Origin of the sequence: Candidatus Pelagibacter sp., assembly GCF_052048095.1 — a bacterium.
GTDB lineage: Bacteria > Pseudomonadota > Alphaproteobacteria > Pelagibacterales > Pelagibacteraceae > Pelagibacter.
The window spans coordinates 551,980-573,992 of the sequence record NZ_JBNAKG010000001.1; the positions used below are offsets into that span (position 1 = coordinate 551,980).

At 29.9% G+C, this 22,013-nt stretch carries 21 protein-coding genes; 8 read left to right on the forward strand and 13 right to left on the reverse strand.

Annotated elements, in window-relative coordinates:
- Positions 1-3: 3 nt before the first annotated feature.
- Genes ACTT9P_RS02905 through ACTT9P_RS02930 form a run of 6 tightly spaced genes read right to left on the reverse strand, consistent with a single transcriptional unit; the run spans position 4 to position 7,604 of the window.
- Entirely contained in the window at positions 4-1,452 is a 1,449-nt protein-coding gene (locus ACTT9P_RS02905) for a protein adenylyltransferase SelO (RefSeq protein ID WP_440909195.1), read from the reverse strand.
- Positions 1,453-1,458: 6 nt separating this feature from the next.
- Positions 1,459-4,227, reverse strand: a complete 2,769-nt coding sequence (gene fdhF / locus ACTT9P_RS02910) for a formate dehydrogenase subunit alpha (protein WP_440909196.1) — start codon at positions 4,225-4,227, stop codon at positions 1,459-1,461.
- Positions 4,227-5,882, reverse strand: coding sequence for an NADH-ubiquinone oxidoreductase-F iron-sulfur binding region domain-containing protein (locus ACTT9P_RS02915; RefSeq protein ID WP_440909197.1), 1,656 nt, complete (start codon positions 5,880-5,882; stop codon positions 4,227-4,229). The genes fdhF and ACTT9P_RS02915 overlap by 1 nt, the downstream gene beginning before the upstream one ends.
- An 8-nt stretch (positions 5,883-5,890) precedes the next feature.
- Positions 5,891-6,730 carry a formate dehydrogenase accessory sulfurtransferase FdhD gene (locus tag ACTT9P_RS02920; RefSeq protein WP_440909198.1) on the reverse strand — a complete coding sequence of 280 codons (840 nt, stop codon included), beginning with the start codon at positions 6,728-6,730 and terminating at the stop codon, positions 5,891-5,893.
- Positions 6,727-7,206: an HPP family protein gene (locus ACTT9P_RS02925; RefSeq protein ID WP_440909199.1), complete on the reverse strand. Its 480-nt coding sequence runs from the start codon at positions 7,204-7,206 to the stop codon at positions 6,727-6,729. The genes ACTT9P_RS02920 and ACTT9P_RS02925 overlap by 4 nt, the downstream gene beginning before the upstream one ends.
- Positions 7,203-7,604 carry an iron-sulfur cluster assembly scaffold protein gene (locus tag ACTT9P_RS02930; protein WP_440909200.1) on the reverse strand — a complete coding sequence of 134 codons (402 nt, stop codon included), beginning with the start codon at positions 7,602-7,604 and terminating at the stop codon, positions 7,203-7,205. Before ACTT9P_RS02930 ends, ACTT9P_RS02925 begins: the two co-directional genes overlap by 4 nt.
- Before the next feature lie 41 nt (positions 7,605-7,645).
- On the opposite strand from ACTT9P_RS02930, the gene ACTT9P_RS02935 reads away from it, so the two are divergent.
- From ACTT9P_RS02935 to ACTT9P_RS02960, 6 genes are read left to right on the forward strand one after another with little or no spacing between them, the layout of a single operon-like run.
- On the forward strand, positions 7,646-8,254 hold the full coding sequence (locus tag ACTT9P_RS02935; RefSeq protein ID WP_440909201.1) for a molybdenum cofactor guanylyltransferase: 609 nt from the start codon (positions 7,646-7,648) through the stop codon (positions 8,252-8,254).
- A complete protein-coding gene (locus ACTT9P_RS02940) occupies positions 8,251-9,492 on the forward strand; it encodes a molybdopterin molybdotransferase MoeA (protein ID WP_440909202.1) in 1,242 nt (413 codons plus the stop codon). Before ACTT9P_RS02935 ends, ACTT9P_RS02940 begins: the two co-directional genes overlap by 4 nt.
- A 51-nt stretch (positions 9,493-9,543) precedes the next feature.
- A complete protein-coding gene (locus ACTT9P_RS02945) occupies positions 9,544-10,449 on the forward strand; it encodes a DMT family transporter (RefSeq protein ID WP_440909203.1) in 906 nt (301 codons plus the stop codon).
- A 13-nt stretch (positions 10,450-10,462) separates the two neighbouring features.
- A complete protein-coding gene (locus ACTT9P_RS02950) occupies positions 10,463-11,680 on the forward strand; it encodes an aminopeptidase P family protein (RefSeq protein WP_440909204.1) in 1,218 nt (405 codons plus the stop codon).
- Entirely contained in the window at positions 11,680-12,789 is a 1,110-nt protein-coding gene (locus tag ACTT9P_RS02955) for a serine/threonine protein kinase (protein ID WP_440909205.1), read from the forward strand. The genes ACTT9P_RS02950 and ACTT9P_RS02955 overlap by 1 nt, the downstream gene beginning before the upstream one ends.
- 1 nt (position 12,790) lies before the next feature.
- Positions 12,791-13,840 (forward strand): threonine aldolase family protein, encoded by a 1,050-nt coding sequence (locus ACTT9P_RS02960; RefSeq protein ID WP_440909206.1) that lies wholly within the window; start codon positions 12,791-12,793, stop codon positions 13,838-13,840.
- On the opposite strand, the gene ACTT9P_RS02965 is transcribed toward ACTT9P_RS02960, so the two are convergent.
- Entirely contained in the window at positions 13,833-14,060 is a 228-nt protein-coding gene (locus tag ACTT9P_RS02965) for a hypothetical protein (protein ID WP_440909207.1), read from the reverse strand. The two genes, ACTT9P_RS02960 and ACTT9P_RS02965, sit on opposite strands and share 8 nt — an antisense overlap.
- A 54-nt stretch (positions 14,061-14,114) precedes the next feature.
- Between ACTT9P_RS02965 and ACTT9P_RS02970 the strand changes: the two genes are divergently transcribed.
- Positions 14,115-15,266, forward strand: coding sequence for a M24 family metallopeptidase (locus ACTT9P_RS02970; protein ID WP_440909208.1), 1,152 nt, complete (start codon positions 14,115-14,117; stop codon positions 15,264-15,266).
- A 4-nt stretch (positions 15,267-15,270) separates the two neighbouring features.
- Here the strand turns inward: ACTT9P_RS02970 and ACTT9P_RS02975 are convergent, their stop codons facing one another.
- Together ACTT9P_RS02975 and ACTT9P_RS02980 are read right to left on the reverse strand one after the other, a co-directional pair.
- Complete coding sequence (locus ACTT9P_RS02975; RefSeq protein WP_440909209.1) at positions 15,271-16,035, reverse strand: hypothetical protein; 765 nt, start codon at positions 16,033-16,035, stop codon at positions 15,271-15,273.
- A 94-nt stretch (positions 16,036-16,129) separates the two neighbouring features.
- Entirely contained in the window at positions 16,130-17,011 is an 882-nt protein-coding gene (locus ACTT9P_RS02980; protein ID WP_440909210.1) for a hypothetical protein, read from the reverse strand.
- 31 nt (positions 17,012-17,042) lie between these two features.
- Here ACTT9P_RS02980 and ACTT9P_RS02985 point away from each other — a divergent pair, with 31 nt between their 5' ends.
- Complete coding sequence (locus ACTT9P_RS02985; protein WP_440909211.1) at positions 17,043-17,489, forward strand: MOSC domain-containing protein; 447 nt, start codon at positions 17,043-17,045, stop codon at positions 17,487-17,489.
- 7 nt (positions 17,490-17,496) lie between these two features.
- Here the strand turns inward: ACTT9P_RS02985 and ACTT9P_RS02990 are convergent, their stop codons facing one another.
- The 4 genes from ACTT9P_RS02990 to ACTT9P_RS03005 are packed head-to-tail and all read right to left on the reverse strand — an operon-like array spanning position 17,497 to position 21,992.
- Positions 17,497-18,879, reverse strand: a complete 1,383-nt coding sequence (locus tag ACTT9P_RS02990; protein ID WP_440909212.1) for an MFS transporter — start codon at positions 18,877-18,879, stop codon at positions 17,497-17,499.
- Between the two features lie 53 nt (positions 18,880-18,932).
- A complete protein-coding gene (locus ACTT9P_RS02995; RefSeq protein ID WP_440909213.1) occupies positions 18,933-19,793 on the reverse strand; it encodes a DMT family transporter in 861 nt (286 codons plus the stop codon).
- Positions 19,790-20,713 carry a glutathione synthase gene (gshB, locus tag ACTT9P_RS03000; protein ID WP_440909214.1) on the reverse strand — a complete coding sequence of 308 codons (924 nt, stop codon included), beginning with the start codon at positions 20,711-20,713 and terminating at the stop codon, positions 19,790-19,792. The genes ACTT9P_RS02995 and gshB overlap by 4 nt, the downstream gene beginning before the upstream one ends.
- Positions 20,703-21,992, reverse strand: a complete 1,290-nt coding sequence (locus ACTT9P_RS03005; RefSeq protein ID WP_440909215.1) for a glutamate--cysteine ligase — start codon at positions 21,990-21,992, stop codon at positions 20,703-20,705. The genes gshB and ACTT9P_RS03005 overlap by 11 nt, the downstream gene beginning before the upstream one ends.
- Between the last annotated feature and the right edge of the window lie 21 nt (positions 21,993-22,013).

The following is a 22,013-nucleotide window of genomic DNA, read 5'->3' on the forward strand; positions in this document are numbered from 1 at the left end:
AGACTAAGTCCCACAAAACGTTTTATAATTTCTATTTTCAGGTCCAGGATTAATGAATTCTAAACTTTGATCATTAGTATCGTATGGTCGTTCAATAACATTTAACAGTTTCTTTAGTAGTTCTAACTTACCTTTATTTGCCTCCTCTAAAGCTTTCTCAACATGATAATTTCTTGGAATAAATATAGGATTATTTTTTCTCATTAGTTCAAGCTGATTATTATTTGGAGATTCATTAGCTTTTAATCTTTGTAACCATTTATTTTTCCATTTTGTAAATTCATCCTGCATATAACTTTCATTTTCATCAATTTTAATTTTCATTAAATGACAAAAGGTATTTGTAAAATCTAATTTTTGTGTCTCCATGATTTTATATAATTCATTAATGAGATCTATGTCTGAACTCTCTTCACCAAACATACCTAGTTTATCTCTCATCATGTTTAACCACTTTCTTTGGTATCTATTTTCAAATTCTTCAATAACTTCTGTTGCTAACTCTATGGCTTTATTTTCATTTTCATCAATTAATGGAAGTAAACATTCAGCAAATCTTGTAATATTCCATTTTGTAATTTTTGGTTGATTTGAAAAAGAGTATCTTCCAAATTGATCTATTGAACTAAAGACAGTGTTAGAATTATATGTATCCATAAAAGCACAAGGTCCAAAATCAATACTTTCACCAGATACTGACATATTATCAGTATTCATTACCCCATGGATAAATCCTACTCTCATCCAATTGATTACTAAACTTATTTGTTTCTCCATTAGTACTTTTAAAAGTTCTAATGCTTTATTCTTTTCATTTTTAATATTTGGATAGTGTCTATCAATTACATAGTTTACAAGAATTTCTAACTCATCTTTTTTTTGTCTAGCAGCGATATATTGAAAAGTTCCAACTCTTATATGGCTTGATGCAATTCTAGTAAGAATGGCTCCTATTAATACCTCTTCTCGGAAAACTTCTTCACCAGTTTTTACTACTGCAAGACTTCTTGTAGTAGGAATATCTAAAAAGTGTAAAGCCTCACTTATAACATATTCTCTTAACATTGGTCCAAGAGCAGCTCTACCATCACCGCTTCTTGAGAAAGAAGTTTTGCCCGAACCTTTGAATTGAATATCAAATCTTTCATTAGATTTAGAAATATGTTCTCCAATCAATACAGCTCGTCCATCACCTAACATAGTAAAATGACCAAATTGATGACCAGCATAAGCTTGAGCTATTGAATTACTACCTTTGGGTAAATCGTTGCCTGAAAGAATATGAGAAATTTCATCTTTATTTAAATTTGAAAAATCTAATCCTAAGTTTTTAGCTAAATTTTCATTAAGCACTATTAACTCTGGTTTTTTTACAGGTACAGGATCTATTTCTTCTCTAAATGATTTAGGTAGCTTGTAGTAAGAATTATCAAAATGCCATCCAATGGTCATTTTAATCTAAATAACTTCAGCTTGGTTATCTTTCGGTTTTACTTCTGTTTTAAATTGGTTTGAAATTTTTTGCACTTCTACTGAAGAAACCTTATATTCGGCACACATAGTTTCTTCATCTTTACCATGACCTGTAACCATATTAACCATGTGCTCTGGGAAATGGAAAGTCGTGAAAACAATACCTTCTTTAACTTTATCTGTAACTTCAACTTTTAGAGCAACTTCTCCTCTTCCAGAATACAATCTTCCAATATCACCAGTATTTAAATCTCTTCTTTCAGCATCTTTCGGATGAATTAAAAGAACATCTTTATCAACGATATTAATATTACTTGTTCTTCTTGTCATTGTTGCAGCATTATAATGCTGTAAAACTCTACTTGTTGTTAGAATTAATGGATAATCTTTTTGATTAGCCTCAATTTCACTAGATTCTTTCCAATCAAAATTTTTCAATCTACCTTTACCTAATTTAAATGATTCTTGGTGCAAGATTTGCGTATCAGTTCCATCTTCTTGTACAGGCCATTGTAAGCCTAATTTTCCCAATCTTTCTCTTGTAACACCTTTGAAGAAAGGAACCACATCTGCTATTTCAGAAAGAACTTGATCAGCGTCATAAGTTGGTTGATCATAACCAAGTTTCTGCATCATTTCAGTTACTATTAAACCATCTGGTTTTGTACCTGGTAGAGGAGGTACAGCTCTGTTTACTCTTTGTATTCTTCTCTCAGTGTTTGTAAATGTACCGTCTTTTTCTAAAAATGTTGTACCTGGTAAAACTACTGTTGCAAGTTTTGCTGTTTCACTCATAAATATTTCTTGAACAACTAGTAGCTCTAAAGAATTCATTGCCTCTATTACATGAGCACTATTAGGATCAGTTTGAACTATATCTTCACCAATAATCCACAGACCTTTTAGCTCTTTGCTGATTGCAGCTTCAAACATTTGAGGGATTTTTAATCCTGGTTTAGTAGGGTGAGTTACGCCATACTTTTCAGTATAAAAATTTTGGTTTTTTTCATCTGCAACTTCAAAATAACCTGCACCTTGATGAGGTTGACACCCCATATCTGCAGCACCTTGAACATTGTTTTGACCTCTTAAAGGATTTACACCAACCCCTTTTCTTCCAATGTTACCAGTGATCATTGCAAGATCAGCAATTAACATTACAGTTTTAGAACCTTGTTCGTGCTCAGTAACACCTAAGCCATGGAACTCCATAGAGTTTCTCGCAGTAGCATATGCTATCGCAGCTTCTTTAACTAATTGTTTATCAACTCCAGCTACTTTTGCTAGTTGATCAACATCTTGTCTTTCAATTTCTTTTAAGAAGTTGTCAAAACCTTCTGTTCTATCTCTTACAAAATCTGCATTATAAAGTTTTGATTTAACGATAAAATGCAACATCATATTTAAAACAGCAACATTTGTTCCTGGCCTTAATTTGATATGGTAGTCGGCTAGTTTTGCTAAATCTGTAGTAACAGGATCCAAAACAATAAGTTTTTTACCTTTCATTACTTGTTGTTTAATTTTTGCTCCAGTAACTGGATGAGCATTAGTTGGGTTTGCCCCAATCACTAAAAATAAATCAGCATGATAAATATCCTCTGTAGAGTTAGTTGCCGCACCTGTTCCAAACGTTTGCTGCATACCCCAAGCAGTTGGTGAATGACAAATTCTTGCACAACAATCTACACTGTTAGTTCCTACAGCAGCTCTAATCATTTTTTGGAAAACATAGTTTTCTTCATTTGTACATCTTGCAGAAGAAATACCAGCAAAAGCATCTGGTCCATTTTCTTTTGTAATTCTATTCATTTCTTTTTTAATAAAGTCATACGCCTCATCCCAAGAAGCTTCTTCAAATTTTCCATTTCTTTTAATAAGTGGAGATTTCAATCTATCTGGATGATCATAAAACCCAAACGCATATCTACCTTTTATACATGTATGACCTGCATTTACTTCAGTTTGTTTAGGTGTATCTATTGCAACAACTTTATCATCCTTAATTGACGCCTCTAGGTTACAACCAACACCACAGTATGAGCAAGTAGTTCTAACTTTTTTATCTACAGCAGCTGATTTAGATTGAAAGACATCTGAAATTGCATCAGTTGGACATGTGTGAGCACAAGCACCACATGATACACAAGAAGAGTCTCCAAATAACATATCATTATCAGTAGTAATTCTTGATTCAAAACCTCTACCACTCATTGTTAAAACAAAAGATCCTTGAATTTCATCACAGGCTCTTACGCATCTGCCACAATTAATACAGTTGTCTAAATTCATTCTCATATAGTCATGAGAAGTGTCTCTAGGAGTGCCTTTGTGTTGTTTAGGATTATTGTATCTATGATCACTTATACCAAGGTCATTAGCTACAGTTTGTAATTCACAATTATTATTTACTTCACAAGTATCACACTCCATTGAGTGATCTGTTAGTACTAATTCTACAATGTTTTTTCTTAAACTAGTTAACGCTTCATTACTTGTAAAAATATATTGATTTTCAGCTACGGGTGTATGACATGAAGCAACTATTCTAGTTGGACCATCTTTTTCTAATGCCACTTCAACTGAACAAACTCTACACGCACCGTACGGAGCTAAATTAGGATCATCACATAATGTTGGAACTTTTTTTTCTCCAACATAACTTTTTACAAACTTTAATATAGAGGTATGGTTTGGACCAATTTCATGTGGTTTCCCATCTATGTATGCAATTTTTCTTTTCTCTGAACTCATTAGTTATCCTTAACTATATCATCTTTTAGCTCATCGCCAAAATATTTTAAAATATTCATTATCGGAGTAGGGATTGCTCCACATAAAGCACATAAACATCCCTTCTGCATAGTAACCAATAATTCATTCAATAATTTTAGAGGTATCTTTGCAGTTTTTTTCTTTGCTTGGTCAAACATTTCTTTACCTCTATAAGAACCAAGTCTACCCGGGAAACATTTTCCACAAGATTCCTCAGCAGAAAATTCAAATAGATGATGAATATATTCTGCCATAGAAAAATCTTTAGGAATACTTACTACACTTGCATGCCCAAGCATAAAACCCGCTGAAGTAAATTCTTGGAAATCTAAATTTAATTCATCAATTTTTGATAAAGGCACTACACCCCCCAAAGGACCACCAATTTGAAAAGCCTTAATTTCTTCTTTGTAACCGCCACCAATTTCTTCAAACACTTTTTTCATTGGCGTACCCATGTCTATTTCATAAACACCAGGGTTATTAAAAAAACTATCTAGACATACAAGTTTTGTTCCAGCAGATTTCTTATTTCCAATTGAAGAAAATTTTTCTGAACCATTTAATAGAATTCCAGTTGCGGCAGCTAAAGTTTCAACATTGTTAACCACAGTTGGTTTTTTGTATAATCCCTCTGTAACTGGAAATGGTGGTCTTACATCAACTTCAGCTCTTCTACCTTCTATTGATGCAATCAATGCAGTTTCTTCACCACAAATATAAGCTCCCTGACCAATGCAAATATTTAAATCAAAGTTAAAATCAGTTCCAAGAATATTCTCACCTAAGAGATTGTTATTTTTTAATTCATTAATACAACCATTTATAGCTTCGATAGATTTTGGATACTCTCCTCTAATATACAAAACACCTTCGTCACTACCAATCACATATCCACAAATGATCATACCGAATAAAACTTTTAAAGGTTGATCTTCTAATAGATACCTATCTGAAAATGCACCAGAGTCTCCTTCATCAGCATTACAAACTACATATTTTTTTTCTGAATTTTCTTTGCTACAGAAATCCCACTTCATTCCAGTAGGAAAACCAGCACCACCTCTACCTGTAAGATTAGAATCTAGTAATGATTTAATAATATCTTTTTTATCAGTACTTAAAAATTTTGATAAATTTTCTTTTATTTGATCTATAGTTGATAATTTATCATCCATTAAAAAACTTGTCGTAGCGTAGCTTTTAGAATGAAATTTTTCTTGCTCGATATTTTCGCCTTTTAAAATTTGATCAATTTTTTCTATGTCTTTTCCCGCATAGTTTTCACCATCGTAATGAAAGGCGTTGTTTTCATAACAGTGACCAAGGCAAAACATTTCCCCAACTTTGTCTTCACCTAATTTTTCTTGAAGTTTCTTTTTTAATGGTTCTTGTGTGCCTGAGCACATACAAGCGCTTCCATTACAAACAAATGCTTTTTTTTCTCTGTGTGAAGGTCTTAAAAATTCATAAAAACTTTCGGCTCCATGAATTGTTGATACACCCATGTTATATTGTTTTGCAATTTCCTGACTGTTTTGTGAGTTATGACTTAAAGTATTTTCTGAGATTTTTTTGAATAGATTATCTTTAAGACCAATTCTTCCAGATAAATTGCTTATATTTTTTGACATAATTTTTGCTAATTTATTTTAACTCTTTGTGAATTACTATAAATATTAAAACTGTCTTGTTTTACAAAACCGACCAAGGTCATGTCAAACCTATTTGCCAAATCTATAGCAAGACTTGTTGGCGCACCAACACCGATCATTAAACCTATATTGTTAATCAATGCTTTTTGAACCAGCTCAAAATTAAGTCTACCAGAACATGTGATAAATTGGTCGTTTTCATTAAGTAACTTCTTTTGAAGAGTTTCACCAATTAATTTATCTAGAGCATTATGACGACCGACGTCTTCTTTAACAGCTATCAAATTTCCATCATTAGAAAATAATCCGCTTGCATGTATTCCACCCGTGATTGAGAACTGAGTTTGATTCTCTCTTAAAATTTCAGGAGATTTAATAATTATATTTTTGTTAATTTTTTTGTTTGGATATTTAGGTTTATTTTGTTTTAAAGTTTCAAGAGCATCAAGCGAAGTCTTTCCACACACGCCACAAGATGAGTTCATCAGAAAGTTTCTTTTAACCTGTGCAATATTAACATTATCTGAATTATTTAATGTTATTAAAATTTTATTTTTAAAATCATATTGACCATTGTTTTCTCCATAGCTCTCAATTTTTTCTATCCAATTTATGTCAGTTATAATTTGCTCATTATATAAAAATCCAATAGATAAAGTTTCATCATCACCTGGAGTTCTCATTGTGATAGACAGATTTTCTTTTTTCCAATTTTTTCCTTCTTTATATTTAAGATTTATTTCAAGAGGTTCTTCAATTGATATATAGTCTTCAACATTATCAAGTTTATCATTTTTATATTTTGAAATTTTGTACTTAGAATTCATTTTTGTAGAGGGTAATTTTTCTTTAAAATATATTTGTTGAGAATTACTCCAAACAAAAGAATGATAATTGTTCCAGTAATTATTGGACTAAATAAATAATCAAAAGAAGCGCTACCAATTATAACCATTATTGGATTACCTCCAGCAGGAGGGTGAACAACTTCTAAAATAATCATTAAAAAAATTCCTAATCCTACAGCAACAGGAATTATTATGAATATTGGTAGTTGAATAAAGTTTACAAAAATTACCCCAACAAGTGCAGTAAGAAGATGGCCAAAAAAAATATTTTTAGGTTGTGCAAAAGGACTTTCAGGGAATCCATAAAGTAATACCATTGAAGATCCAAAAGAAGCGGTAAGAAATAATCCTAATTCAGTTTTATAAGTTATCAAAGTTAAAACTCCAATCGTAAAGGCTGAAAAAATTCCTGCTAAACTTGCTTTGATGAATCTATCTCTTTTAATATCAATCATTTAATATCTAGAGCTTTTAAAACAGTTCTTATAGGAAGAAGCAAACATTCTTTTCTTGCAATATTTTTCTTGTTTAAAATTTCTAAAAAATCTTTCCATTTTTTTTGAATTTCTAAAGAAGTGTTTTCAAATAATTTTTCACAATTAATTAAAAAATCTTTTATTTCATTTATTTTTTTATTTTTAATTTTTCTGGATAAAAGACTTACTGAAGCCTGACAGTAGACACACGATTTACATTGATAGCCCATATCTTCAATTTTATCATTTTTAACAATAAGACTAATTTCCATTTCATCGCCACATAGTGGATTTTTATTTCTAGATTTATGAGTAAATCCATCTAAAACTTTATTATTTTCAGTGTTAGCTGCAATTTCTAATATTCTTAAGTCCATTTAATTTTTGTATAAATTTTAAATATTTTATATTTTTAATTATGGAACATAACAAGATTTTAGGTGTTGTGCTAGCTGGCGGAAAGTCTTCAAGATTTGGGGCTGATAAATCAGAAGCAATTTTAGGAAATAAAAATTTGATAAATCACATACTGGATAAAATCACATTCAAATTTGATGAAATACTTATTGTTGCAAATCATAAGATTAGTTTTGATGAAAATGAAAAAATCAATTTAATATCTGATTATCATAAAGATTTAGGTCCGCTAGGCGGAATTTATTCTGCTATGAAATGGATTAAAGATAACAATAAATCTTACGAATGGATCATAAGCTTACCAACAGATACACCTTTTTTTGAAACAGAAATATTAGATGAGTTTTATGAGAAAACTAAACAGAAAGAAAAAAAACTTTTTTTTATGAAATCAAATAACAAAAGACACAATATTTTTGGTTTATGGTCTTTAGATCTATTTAAGAATTTAGAAAAAGATTTGCTTGAAAACAATGAAAGAAAGGTTGAAACTTGGGCCAATAAAATAGGTGTTGAAACAATCAATATTAATTTTGAAGGAAGAGACCCTTTTTTTAATATTAATACTATAGAAGATTTAGAAAAAGCTAAAAAATATATTAAAATATGAAAAGCTACAACCAAGCAAAAAAAATATTAAGTAATGCAAAATTAAAGATTAAAGATGAAATAATTGATATCAAATATGCATTAAATAGAATTGTTTCAGAAAATATTTTATCAAAAGTTAATTATCCCGCAGGAGATAACGCAGCCTTCGATGGATTTGTTGTAAAAGCTCAAGATACAAAAAAACTTAGTAAAAAAAACGTTAAAAACTTTAAGATATTAGGTTCATTAGCCGCTGGTGATAAACCCAAATTTACTAATAAAAAATTTAGTACCGTTGAAGTAATGACAGGAGCATTAATACCTAAAGGCTTCGACACAATTATTCCAATTGAACAAATTAAGTTTGATAAAGATAAAAAAAATATTCTTATTGATGAAAAATTAAATAAATATTCACATATAAGGTTTGCAGGATCAGATTTTAAAAAAAAAGATACAGTTATTAAAAAAGGTACACAGATTAATTCAAATCATATATTAGCTTTAAAAACTCTTGGTGTAAAAAAATTAAAAGTTAAAAAGATTCCTAATATTCTTTTTTTTTCTACAGGAAATGAAATATCTGAAAAAATAGATGTGCCTGACTGGAAAGTTAGAAATTCCAACAGCTATTACATAAAATCATTAGCAGAGAAATTCTCATTTAATTTTATTGATGGGGGCATTTTAAGAGATGGAGAAGAGAAAATATTTAAGAGTAAATTAAATAAAGTAATTAAATCAAATATAGATTTGGTTATTACTTCTGGAGCTGTATCAGCAGGCAAATATGACTTTATTCCCAATGTTGTTAAATCTTTATCATTACAAACTTATCTTAAAAGTGTAGCTATTAGACCTGGCAAACCCTTTATGTTTGCCAAAATTAAGAATAAACAAAAAGCTATATTTGGTTTACCTGGAAATCCAATGTCCTCTGCAGCTTGTTTTAGATTTTTTGTTTATCCATATTTGTGTAATTCTTTACATACAAATGAAGAAAAACCAATAAAGGCAGTTTTAAAAAATAGTTTTATAAAAAAGAAAGATTTTACAAGATTTATAAAATGTAAATTGGTTATAAATAATAAAGGTATACAAGAAGTTGAAGTTCTTAAAGGTCAAGAATCATTTAGAATTAAATCTTTTGTTAATGCTAATTCTTGGGGCAGCTTTCCATCAGGTAAATCTAAGTTTAAAAAAAGTGATATTATAGATTGCTTTCCAGCAAATTTTTCGAACAAAAATTTTTATTAACAAGCTAGATTTTTGTTGTAGTTCAATTCTTTTCCAATTAGAAATTTAGCCATGATAGAGCTTAAAAACGAAAAAGTAGCTATCCCTGTAGTTTTATTTGCAGGACTAATTTGGTCTTTTGGTCCTTTGGTCGTAAGATACATGAATGACCCTCATCTAGTTCCTTGGCAATATATTTTTGGCAGAGGTCTTACTATATTCATAGTTTTAAATTTATACTTATTTTTTGAAGAGGGGAAAAATTTTTACAAAAATTATTATAGGATTGGTTATTCAGGTGTAGTTGGTGGTACAGGTTTAGGAATTGCAATGATTTCTTTTATATATTCAATCACTAATACTAGTGCAGCTGTAACTTTATTGTGTTTAGCGGCAATGCCATTTTTTACAGCTTTATTAGGATTTTTATTTCTGAGAGAAAGAATTTCTCTCAATGTTTGGATAGCAATAGTTATTGCAACGGTTGGTATTGTGATTATAGCCTTAGGAAATACTGGTAAAGCATCATTAGTTGGACTAGTTTTTGGTATCACTTCATCTATAGGTTTTTCAGTGTTTTCAGTTTCATTAAGATGGAGAAAAGAAACACCTAAATTTACAACAGTTGCGTTCGCAGGTTTCTTTTGTTTTACAGTTGCAACATTATTTATTTTAACTGGGGATCAGCCATTCTTTTCATCAAGTTATAATGGAACCTTATTTTCTTTACATGGCGTATTAGTCTGTGTGGGTTTAATTTTATACTCTATTGGCTCAAAAGCTATTCCAGCAGCAGAATTAACACTATTATCATTAACTGAAGTGATAGGCGGAATTTTTTGGGTTTGGTTACCTTGGTTTGGTATCAATGAAATACCAACAACTAACACAGTGATAGGTGGTTTTTTCCTATTTATTTCTATCACATATTATAGTTTAATAATGAGAACTAATAGACGTTTCATAGGACTAAACTAAACACATTATATATATGGAAAGACCTGATTTTTTTGAGTTAAAAAATGGTGAAAAAGTAAAACTTCCTTTCTCAGATAAAGAATATCAAAATAGAGTTGCTAGCTTAAGAAAAGTAATGGATGAAAATAAAATGGACATGGCCATTTTAACTTCAATGCATAATGTAGCTTATTATACAGGGTTTATATATTGTTCATTTGGCAGACCTTATGGTTGTGTTGTTACACAGAATAAAATTGTAACTATCTCAGCAAATATTGATGCTAGTCAACCTTGGAGAAGATCACACTGTGATAATGTAATCTATACAGATTGGAAAAGAGATAATTTTTTAAGAGCGACCGTTTCTATTATTGGAAGAGATGACCCTCCAAAAACGATTGGTATCGAAAATGACCATGTTACTTTAGATATAAAAGATAAATTAAATTCTATTTTTACATTTTCAAATTTTAAAGATATTTCTACTAGTTTGATGAGATTAAGAATGATCAAGTCAGATGAAGAAATTGAAATAATCAAAAATGGTGCAAGAATTGCTGATCTTGGTGCAGAAGAAATTGTTCAGCACATAAAACCAGGACAATCCGAAATAGAAATAGCTATTCAAGGTCGTGATAGAATGGAAAGAGAAATTGTTAAAACTTATCCTGGAGCAGAATATATGGATACTTGGGTATGGTTCCAATCAGGAATAAATACTGATGGAGCTCATAATCCAAAAACAAATAGAAAATTACAATCAGGAGATATTTTGTCTCTTAATACATTTCCAATGATTTCTGGTTATTACACTGCTCTTGAACGAACTTTATTTGTAGAAAATGTTGATGATGCATCTCTTAAAGCATGGGACGCAAATGTTAAGGTGCATAAAAGAGGATTAGAATTAATTAAACCAGGTGTAAAATGTTCAGAAATTTGTGCAGAGCTAAACGAGTTATTTGCAGAACTTGGTTATCTTCAATATAGAACATTTGGCTACGGACATTCATTTGGAATGTTATCTCATTTTTATGGCAGAGAAGCAGGATTAGAATTAAGAGAAGATATAGACACAGTATTAGAAAAAAATATGGTCATCTCTATGGAACCTATGATTATGATACCAGACGGCAAACCAGGAGCGGGTGGATATAGAGAACATGATATTTTAGTTATTAAAGAAGATGGAACAGAAAACATAACTAAATTTCCTTTTGGGCCTGAACACAATGTAATTAAAAACTAATGGCAAAAAAAATTGTAAATAGCTGGAATGAATGGGATCCATTAAAGCACGTTATTGTTGGAAGAGCTGATGGTACATGTATACCAGCACCTGAACCTGCATTAGATGCAAAAGTTCCAGAAGACTCTGATATGAGAGGACAGTTTGGTCCAAGAACAAAAGATACAGTAGATAAGGCTAATCAATTATTAGACAATTTTTCTAATATGTTAGAAAAGAGAGGAATAAAAGTTGATAGACCAACACCAATAGATTTTAACCAAAAAACATCAACACCTGACTGGGAAGCTGAAACTATGTTCGGTTGTATGCCACCAAGAGATGTACTTCTTACAGTTGGAAATGAAATATTAGAAGCAACAATGAGTTATAGATGTAGATGGTTTGAGTATTTGTGTTACAGACCATTGTTAAAACAGTTTTATGATGCTGATCCTAATATGAGACACGAGTCAGCACCAAAACCCAGGTTAACAGATGATGATTATCGAAAAGATTATTTATCAGATAAAATAGGTGTTCAGAAAAGATTAGAATGGACTGAAAAAAAATATTTTGTAACTACTGAAGAAGAACCACTATTTGATGCCGCAGACATATTAAGATTTGGAAAAGATTTAGTCGTTCAGCATGGTTTTACTACAAATTTAAAAGGTATTGATTGGATAAAAAGACATTTTAAAGATCATAGAGTTCATGCTGTTAATTTTCCAGGTGATCCTTATCCAATTCATATTGATGCAACATTTACTCCTATTAAAGAGGGATTAATAATTAACAACCCACAAAGAAGACTGCCAAAAGAACAAAGAAAATTATTTGAAGATAATGGATGGGAAATTGTTGATGCAGCACAACCAGCTCACAATGAACCTCCAGCATTATGTTATTCATCTGTTTGGTTATCTATGAATGTGCTTGTATTAGATCCAAAAACAGTGTGTGTAGAAAAAAGTGAAGTATATCAAGCAGAACAACTAGATAAATTAGGTATGGAAGTTGTTCCAGTTGATCTAAGAGACGCTTATGCTTTTGGCGGAGGTTTGCATTGTTGTACAGCAGATGTTTATAGAGAAGGTGATCTAAAGGACTATTTTCCAAAACAGTAAGATGGCTAAAATTAAAACAAAGAGAGAAAGAGTTAAATTTGCCTCTGATAATGTTGCCGGAGCTTGCCCAGAAGTTTTAGAGGCAATTTTGAAAGCTAACGAAGGTGACAGTACTCCGTATGGAAATGATCAATTATCAATTAAATTACAAGATAAGTTCTCAGAAATTTTTGAAAAAGAGGTAATTGTTTTTCCAACTGCATCAGGAACAGCAGCTAATGCTTTAGCATTATCAACAATGACACCATCTTATGGAAATATTTATTGTCATAAAATGGCTCATATTAATACAGATGAATGTGGGGCTCCTGAATTTTATACAGGTGGTGGAAAATTAATTCCTTTAAATGGGGTAATGGGCAAAATAACTGCTGAAGAATTAGATCAATCAATAGGTGGAAAAGGTATAGTTCATCACACACAGCCTTCTTCGGTTAGTATTACTCAAGTGTGTGAAACGGGAGAAGTTTATCAATTAGATGAAATAAAAAAAATATCTGATGTTGCACATAAACATAATTTAAATATGCATATGGATGGAGCAAGATTTGCTAATGCGCTTGTTTCATTAGATGTAACTCCAGCGGAGATGACATGGAAATCAGGAATTGATGTTTTATCATTTGGTGCAACAAAAAATGGTTGCCTAGCTGCAGAGGCAATCATTTTTTTTAACAAAGAATTAGTTGGTGATATTGCCTTTTTAATAAAAAGAGCAGGTCACTTGTTATCAAAAATGCGGTTTGTTTCTGCACAACTTGATGCATATGTAACTAATGATGTTTGGTTAAGAAATGCAAAACATGCAAACAAGATGGGAAAAAAACTTAGTGATGGACTAAGCAAACATAATGATATTGAAATATCTTATCCGACAGAAGCTAATGAAGTTTTTGCTAAATTTCCAAGAGAGAAAATTGAGCATTTAAATGCCGAGGGTTATAAGATGAATGAGGAAGAATTAGATGGAAAATCAGTAAGATTAGTTGCTGCTTGGAATACAAAAGATAGTGATGTTGATGATTTACTCAACACTATTAAGCCTAACTAGGATTTTCTTTTAAAAACTCTATATATTTTAATACTTCATCATATTGTTCATCAGGAATATCTTTATAGCTTGCATTAAATTTACTTTTTATACAAATTGCTACGTGCGCATAAGGGTTTCTTCCTTTAGGATGATTTGGGTGGTCTGGTAACTGTCCCACTAAATAATCGCCAGCTTCCTGAATAATTTTCCAGAGTTTACTAGCGTTTTCTTTGTTCATTATAATTTTTAATATATATATTCTAATTTTATAATTATTTTATAAAAAATACGTATGGGATTACATTTTACAAAAGAAGAATTTATAAAAAGAAAAGAAAAGGTTTTAACTAAAATGAAAGAGCAAAATATCGATGCTCTTTTAATGTTTAGACAAGAGTCGATGTACTGGCTAACAGGTTATGACACTTTTGGTTATGTTTTTTTTCAATCACTAATACTTGATCAAAAAGGAAATGTTATTTTATTAACTAGAGTTCCTGATCTAAGACAGGCACAAAATACATCTAACATAGATGATATCAGGATTTGGGTAGATAAAGATGGCTCTAATCCTACAGATGATCTTAAAATAATCTTAGATGAATTAAATCTTAAAGGAAAAAACTTAGGTGTCGAATACGAAGCTTATGGGTTAACTGGAAGAAATGCTCTAAGATTAAATAAATCTTTAGAAAATTATTGTTCAATAGAAGATAAATCAGAATTAATTACAAAATTAAGAGTCGTTAAATCTACTGAAGAAATAGAATATGTTAGAAAAGCCGCTCACCTTGCTGACTTAGCGTTAGATGAGGCTTGGAAGCATGCAAAAGCAGGAGTAAGTGAATCTAAAATTCTTGCAGAAATGAATAGAGTTATTTTTGATGGCGGTGGAGATTATCCTGCTAATGAATTTATCATAGGTTCTGGTAAAAATGCTCTGCTTTGTAGATACCAAGCTGAAAAACAAATTTTAAATCAACAAGATCAATTAACCATAGAATGGGCTGGAACTTTTAGACATTACCATTCTGCAATGTTTAGAACTATACCTATTGGAAAATCTGATCCCAAACATCATAAGATGCATGAAGCATGTGTAGAAGCATTGAAAAATTGTGAAAGCAAACTTAAGCCAGGAAACAAAATTGGTGAAGTATTTGATATTCATGCAAAAACTTTTGATGGTCTTGGATTTAACAAAGCAAGAATGAATGCGTGTGGTTATTCACTTGGAGCAACTTTTTCACCAAATTGGATGGATTGGCCAATGTTATATACAGGTAATCCATATGTAATTGAGCCAGGAAATGTTTATTTTATGCATATGATACTAATGGATTCTGAAAACAACTTAGCAATGAATTTAGGTGAAACTTATTTAGTTACAGAAAAAGGAAATGAAAGACTAGGTAAACAAAAGTTAGACTTAGTTGTTTTGTAAAAACTTAATTTTCAGAAGATTTATCTACATCAAACTTTTCAAGTGCAGAAGACTTTGATGATTCTAAATTTTTATTTTCCTCAAGTTTTAATCGTTCTAATTCTTTCTCTTTTAATTTTTGTTCACGTCTAATTTCTTCTTGTTCTTTTAATTTTTGCTCTCTATCAAATTTTTCTTCCCACTCTTTAATCTTAATATACTCAAGTTTTTTCTTTTTTTCTTCTTCTTCCATCATTGATTTCAGAGCTTTTTCCTTTTTCCTTTTTTCTTTAAGTTCTTTTGAATGTTGTTCTTCTTCTCTTACTTTTAAATCAATATCTCTTCTATTTTGATTTTCTTCTCTCTCATTTTGTTGTTTTTCCTTTAATCTCAAATCTTTATCTATATCTCCTAGATCTTCATCTTTTTTAATAAGTCTCTTATTTTCTTTTTCTAGATTTTTTAATTCTGCTTTTAATTCTTCTTCTCTAAGTTTTAATTCTTTTTCTTTATTCTTTAATTCGTCTTCTCTTAGTCTTAGTTTGCTATTTTCTTTTTGAAGTTTTTCTTCCCAAATTCTTAGTTCTTTTTTTTCTTTTTGTATTTGATTATTATCTTCTAATTTTTTTAATTTTATTTCTTTAATCTTTTTAATTTCCTGATTTTTTTTATAGGACGAGTATGCTTTGCCTAAAGAAACGGTAGTTAAAGATGCAAATTTAGATAACCCTGATACTGATTGTTTCTTTATTCTAGTTCTCGCAGTTTTCTTCTTTTTTTTTGAAGGCATAATACAATATGAACAGACAATTCAATTTATTTCAAGAATTTCTTATAATTTCTAAAAAATACTACAACTTAAAGGTGTGTCTTTTGCAATTAAATTATTGGTTTTTAAAACTTTTTAATTCATCAATTAAAATTGTTAAAAATTTAAATTCTTTCTGAAAATCTTTATCTAGCTGAATAATTTTGTCGTCTCCTAATATTTTAACATCATATTCGTTATATTTTCTTTTTATGTAAGTGGAAAATTTTTTAATAAAAGATTCATTATTTTCTTCTGCATCGTCTTTGTTTCTGACATTCTTATTATGACAAAGATTATTCATCATATAAACTAAAGATTTTTCAAGACCATATATATTAAAAATGATTTGATTTTTATTTACCAAAACCATCACATTTCCTGGCTTCATCAGAGTGAAAAAAAAAGGTTTTTCCCACCAATTACAATTTCTTCTTTTAGACTCTGTAATGTAATTCTTCATATGTAATAAAAAATTCTGAAACTTTTGATTTAATATTTTTTTAGCACTGTCCAAATTATTTGATCTTACCCAAAAAAATTTATTAAACTCTTCGTTATCAATGTGGACTTTTGATATTTCTTTTTTAACTCTCCAAACATCAGGAGTTATTTTTTTCCATAAATTACTAACCACTTCCTTAAATTTTCCATCATAAAGTCCAATCATAATTTCATCTTCAATTTCAAATTTTAATGGAATAGACAAATGCAACATATGATTCAAATAATAACCACTACCACCCTGCTCATTAAGCTTAAAAAGTGTATTGCAAAGTGTGCATTTTAAATCAGAATACTCAAAATATAATTGATGTCTTAGTTTATAAAAGTACCCATATTTATCTAAATTAAGTTTTTCCTCTAATTCATCAAAAACAGTTTTGTTAAATTCAAAATATCCATCAGGGTTCTTTAGGTCTGTTCCAAAATTATCAAAAAATAGATTGTTTTTCATGATTTAACGAATTAATAATTAAATATCTTTCATGAGTAAAGTTTTTAAATTAGGAATTACTAAAGACAGCAACAAAGAAATCGAGGAGGTATCCTCTATTGATGTTTTGGCAAATAAGGGCGTGGTAGGAGATAGACATTTCGATGAATATAATGATCCCTATAATCAACTAACTTTAATCGAGGCTGAGAATATAGATTATTATAATACTAAGTATGGTCTAGATATTCCTTACAAAGATTTCAGGAGAAATGTTGTAACAAAAGGTATTCAACTAAATGATCTTATTGGTAAAAAAATAAAGATAGGAAATGTTGAAGTAGAGGGAATTGATTTATGTAGACCTTGTAGACATTTAACAGAAGTTTTAAATCAATCTAATATTTTAAAAGAGTTTTTAAGAAAAGGTGGTTTAAGATGCCAGATACTAAACTCATCTAAGATTAATATTGATGATGAAATAAAAGTAATTGGTTAGTTATTAATTATTTACTTTCACTAGTTGGGTTTTCAACAGTACCAGATTCTTTTTTAAGGTTCACGAATACATTCATCTCTCTCAGTCTACGCTCCAAACTTTTTCTAAATTCATCAAATTTTCTTGGAGGTTCAGGGATCGCTTCGGTTACTGGGTTAAGCTCCATACCAAGTGGCGTAATAGACTCTGGCAAAGGTGTAAACTGTGAGTCTGGGTTTTGTTTTGTTGATCTTACATTCATTCTATAAATTCCAAACACACCTATTAACACATGAAAGACAGACAGATAAATAAAGAAGCCATTCGGACCTACAAAGTCCATAAATAAAGAACAAGCAAAGGGTCCTGACATTGCGCCTAATCCAAATGTAAATTGCAAACCTGCTCCAGCAACAACGAATTTTTCTTTTGTTAAAAAATCATTTGTATGAGCAATGATAACAGCAAACATGGGAAGACTAGCAACAGAAAATAAAACAATAAAAATGTAAAACCAAATTTTAGTTGTAGCCAATCCCTCTGGCAAATACATTTGACCAGATGAGAACATTGCAAACAATGAAAATAAAGCTGCTGCAAAAGTTGAATAAATAATTACCAATCTTCTATCAAAAATATCTGATAGTTTTCCAATTGGCCATTGAGATAATGCACCTGAAATAGCTAATAAAAAAGTTACCAACGAAATTTCAAATATTGAAAAATTCATTGATGCTGCGTAAACAGCTAAAAGAGTAAATAAAGCTGCTTGAATTACTCCATAGAAAAAAGAACTCACAACACCCATTGGAGAGGTTCTGTACAATTCTTTCAATGACATTCCTGTAATTTTCTTAAAGGTTGGTGCCTTCCTTTTTGTTAATAAAATTGGAATTAGTGATAACGACATTAATAGTGAAACTAAAATAAAAGGCTCAAAGTTTTCTGGAGAACTAAAATTTAAGAAAAACATACCAAATGCCATAGATCCATAAATTACAATCATATAAATAGACAACACACTTCCTCTATTTTTATTTGATGATCGGTCATTCAACCAACTTTCTGCAATTGTATATAATGAGACCATGCTAATTCCAGTTACCACTCTCAAAATAAACCAAGTGAAGGGGTTAATTAAAATCGAGTGAACAAGCACAGATGCAGACGCAATAGAAGCGAATGCAGCAAAAGCTCTTATATGTCCAACTGTTCCTATAATATTGGGAATTGTTTTAGCACCAATGAAATATCCAACAAAATATCCTGACATCATAAAACCAGTAGATGTCAAACTAAACTGTTCTTGAACTGCTCTTACTCCTAATAAAGATCCTTGAAAAGCATAGGATAAAGCAATGAAGCTCATACCTAAAAACAATGCCCAAGAATTTTTTAATATTTTGTCCATACTTCAGCACTTAATTTAGAATTATGTTCTAATCAAGTCTTTTATATAAAGGACTAACTTTTTTTTAATTTTAAAAAAGAGTGAATAGCTATTGTTAATATGATGATAAAACCACCCTGAATTGTCTCAATACTTGGTTGTTCTTTAATTACTAACCAAACCCATAATGGACCAATAATAGTTTCTAGTAAAAAAAATAAATTCACTTCTTCAGCAGGGATGAATCTTGGCGCAATTGTAACTAATACAAAGGGTATTGCTACACACATCAAACACATTAAAGGAACAATAATCAAATCTTTTTGCTCTAAAACAAAACTTTCTACAAAAAATATTGCAAAAATTGCAACAAACATTTTTCCAACAACAGCAGCTGGAACTAAATTTTTCTTTTTTGCTGATCTAATCGTTACCGCGCCAACCGCTAAACCTAGCGCTGTAATTAAACCCAGAAAATCACCATAAATATTTCCTAGCTGAAGTGAGTCATAAAATATATAAACTGCAGCTAAAAAAGTTATTCCAATAGCGATCCAAGTTTTTTTATCAGGAGGCTCTTTTAAAAATATTGCACCAAGTATTGCTGATAACATTGGTGCCATTGCAATCATTACAAGAGTATTTGCAACATTAGTGTTTTGTATAGATACAACAAAAGTAATATTTGTTACTGAAAAAGTTAAAATGTAAATGATGCCATGGTAACCACTATTAAACAACATGGTAAAAAAATTTTGCTTATAGATTATTAACATTGCAAGGAACACAGTAACAAAGGGAATTGCGCCTCGATAAAATACTAAACTCCAAGTATCTATAGATGACAATCTAATAAATAATGAATCTGGAGTAATAAACATAACAGCAACAAAAGCTAATAAAGAACCTTTTTGCTGATCAGTTAAATTATTCATGCTTTCAATTCTTTCCAGAAAGTTTTAGCTAAATTAATATTTGATAAGTCAAATAAAGTTTTTAGACCAGTTGGTGATGTGACATTTATATCTCCATTAAGTTTTTGATCTATAAAGTCTATACCTGAAAAAAATATATTTTCTTTTTTTAAATCTTTGGCAATTATTTTAGAGATCACCATTTCTTTATTTGTAAGTTTAGTATTTACAGGCATTGCACCCTTGCTCATGTTGCTCAAGTATGAACCTTTTTTGGGAATTCTTGATATTGCCCCAACAACTTTTCCATTAATAATGAAAACTCTTTTATCTCCTTTTTCTATTTTTGGTAAAAAAGATTGTATCATTATATGATCATGAATTTTAATGAATTTCTTTATTTTTTTTTGATCAAATTTTTTAAGAAGCAAAATATCATTGCCACTGTAACTATGTATTGGTTTTATAATTATCTTATTGTTTTTTGAAAAAATTTTTTTTATCTCAATTAAATCTTGGGAAAAAAGTGTGTTAGGCATAAATTTTTTATATTTTGCTGAATAGAGTTTTTCTGAAATATTTCTAATTGAAGTAGGATCGTTGATTATTTTTACTTTTTTTTTTAAGTGATCAAGAATGTAAGTTGTTGATATATATTCAAGATTAAAAGGTGGATCTTGTCTTATAAGAATAAATTTACAATTTTCTAAGTTTAAGTTTTGTTTTTTAATTATTTTAAAAAATTTTTTAGAGTTATAATTAAATGAAATAAAATATCCTTTAGCTATTACTTTGCCATTTATAATTGATAAATTTTTTGGCTCATAATAAAAAATCTTATATTTATCTTGAATCTCATTTGCTAGAAATATACTTGTGTCGGTAATTGGATTAAGGGTTGAAGGATGATTTCCCTGAATTGCTACAATTTTATTTGTCATACATTGTTTCTAAATTTTCTTTTGAAAATTTATTAATCATATGATGAGCATTTGTCATTTTGTCTTCTGTAATTTTATTTAGGTGATTGAGAAATAAAGTTTCATTTTTTCCATTTTTATTTGCAATATCTCTTTTCTCCAATCCTTTGTTTGATAATTTAAGCAATTCTTTCGACCAATATAATAAATCTTTACCCATTAACTGAGTATTGAAACCATTTTTTGGCGCTTCTAAATAAGCATTTATAATTTTATTTTTGTCCCATTTTGAAATTAGATCATAAGTTTCATCTAAATTCCCATAAAGGATACCTATGTTGTAAGCTGGTCCTGAACACAAACAATCCCAACCACATGTATCCATTGATCTCAATTCAATATATTTCTTAAGTCTGTTTTCTGTGAAAATGGTACTTAGATGGGTGGTCAGATCTTTTTCCGAAGGTAAACGATTTTCTATTTCATCAATTTTACCATCCATAAAGTCTTTAAAATAATATTTGTTACCAGAAATATAGGTGTCTTTATTTTCGATAAATAATAATGAAGAATTTATAATAAAATCAGCATATTTTTCAAAATTCATATCTTCAAAAAATATGGAAGGTAAACCACCTCTAGATGTGTTTTGCCAAACTTTTGATCTATAAGATAAGTATCCACTGTTCGATTTTTCAACTAGAGATGAATTTGCAAATAGAGCTATTGAAATGGGCACAAGTGCATTCACCACTTTAAATTTTTTAACAAAGTCTTCCTCAGAATTATAATCTATGTTTAGTTGCGTACCACAAGTTCTATACATCATATCTAAGCTCAGCTGACCTCCTTGAGGCATATCTTTTGTCATTAGTTCGTAACGTTGTTTAGGATTGTTTGGAATTTCATCTAATTTAGAAATTGGATCAAAACCTGCACTTACAATCCTGATATCAAGTTTTTTAGCAACTTGTTTTAATTCAAATAAATAATCTTGTGACTCAGCGCAGGCCTCATGAATGTTATTTAGTTTTGCTCCGGATAATTCAATTTGATTACCTGGCTCCAAAGTAATGTTACGCCCTTCTTTACTAAGACCAATTATATTATTTTTTTCTTTAATTGGTGCCCAACCAAATTCAGTTAAGCCAGCAAACATTTCTAAGATTTTTTTGTAGTCAATTCTTTTATTGGTATTTAGGTCAAATAAAAATTTTTCATGCTCAATACCAATTTTAAAATCTTTGTCTGCTTTTATACCTGAATTAAAATAGTCGATAATCTTAGATTTAGAATCCATCATGTGGTCTAATAAATAGTT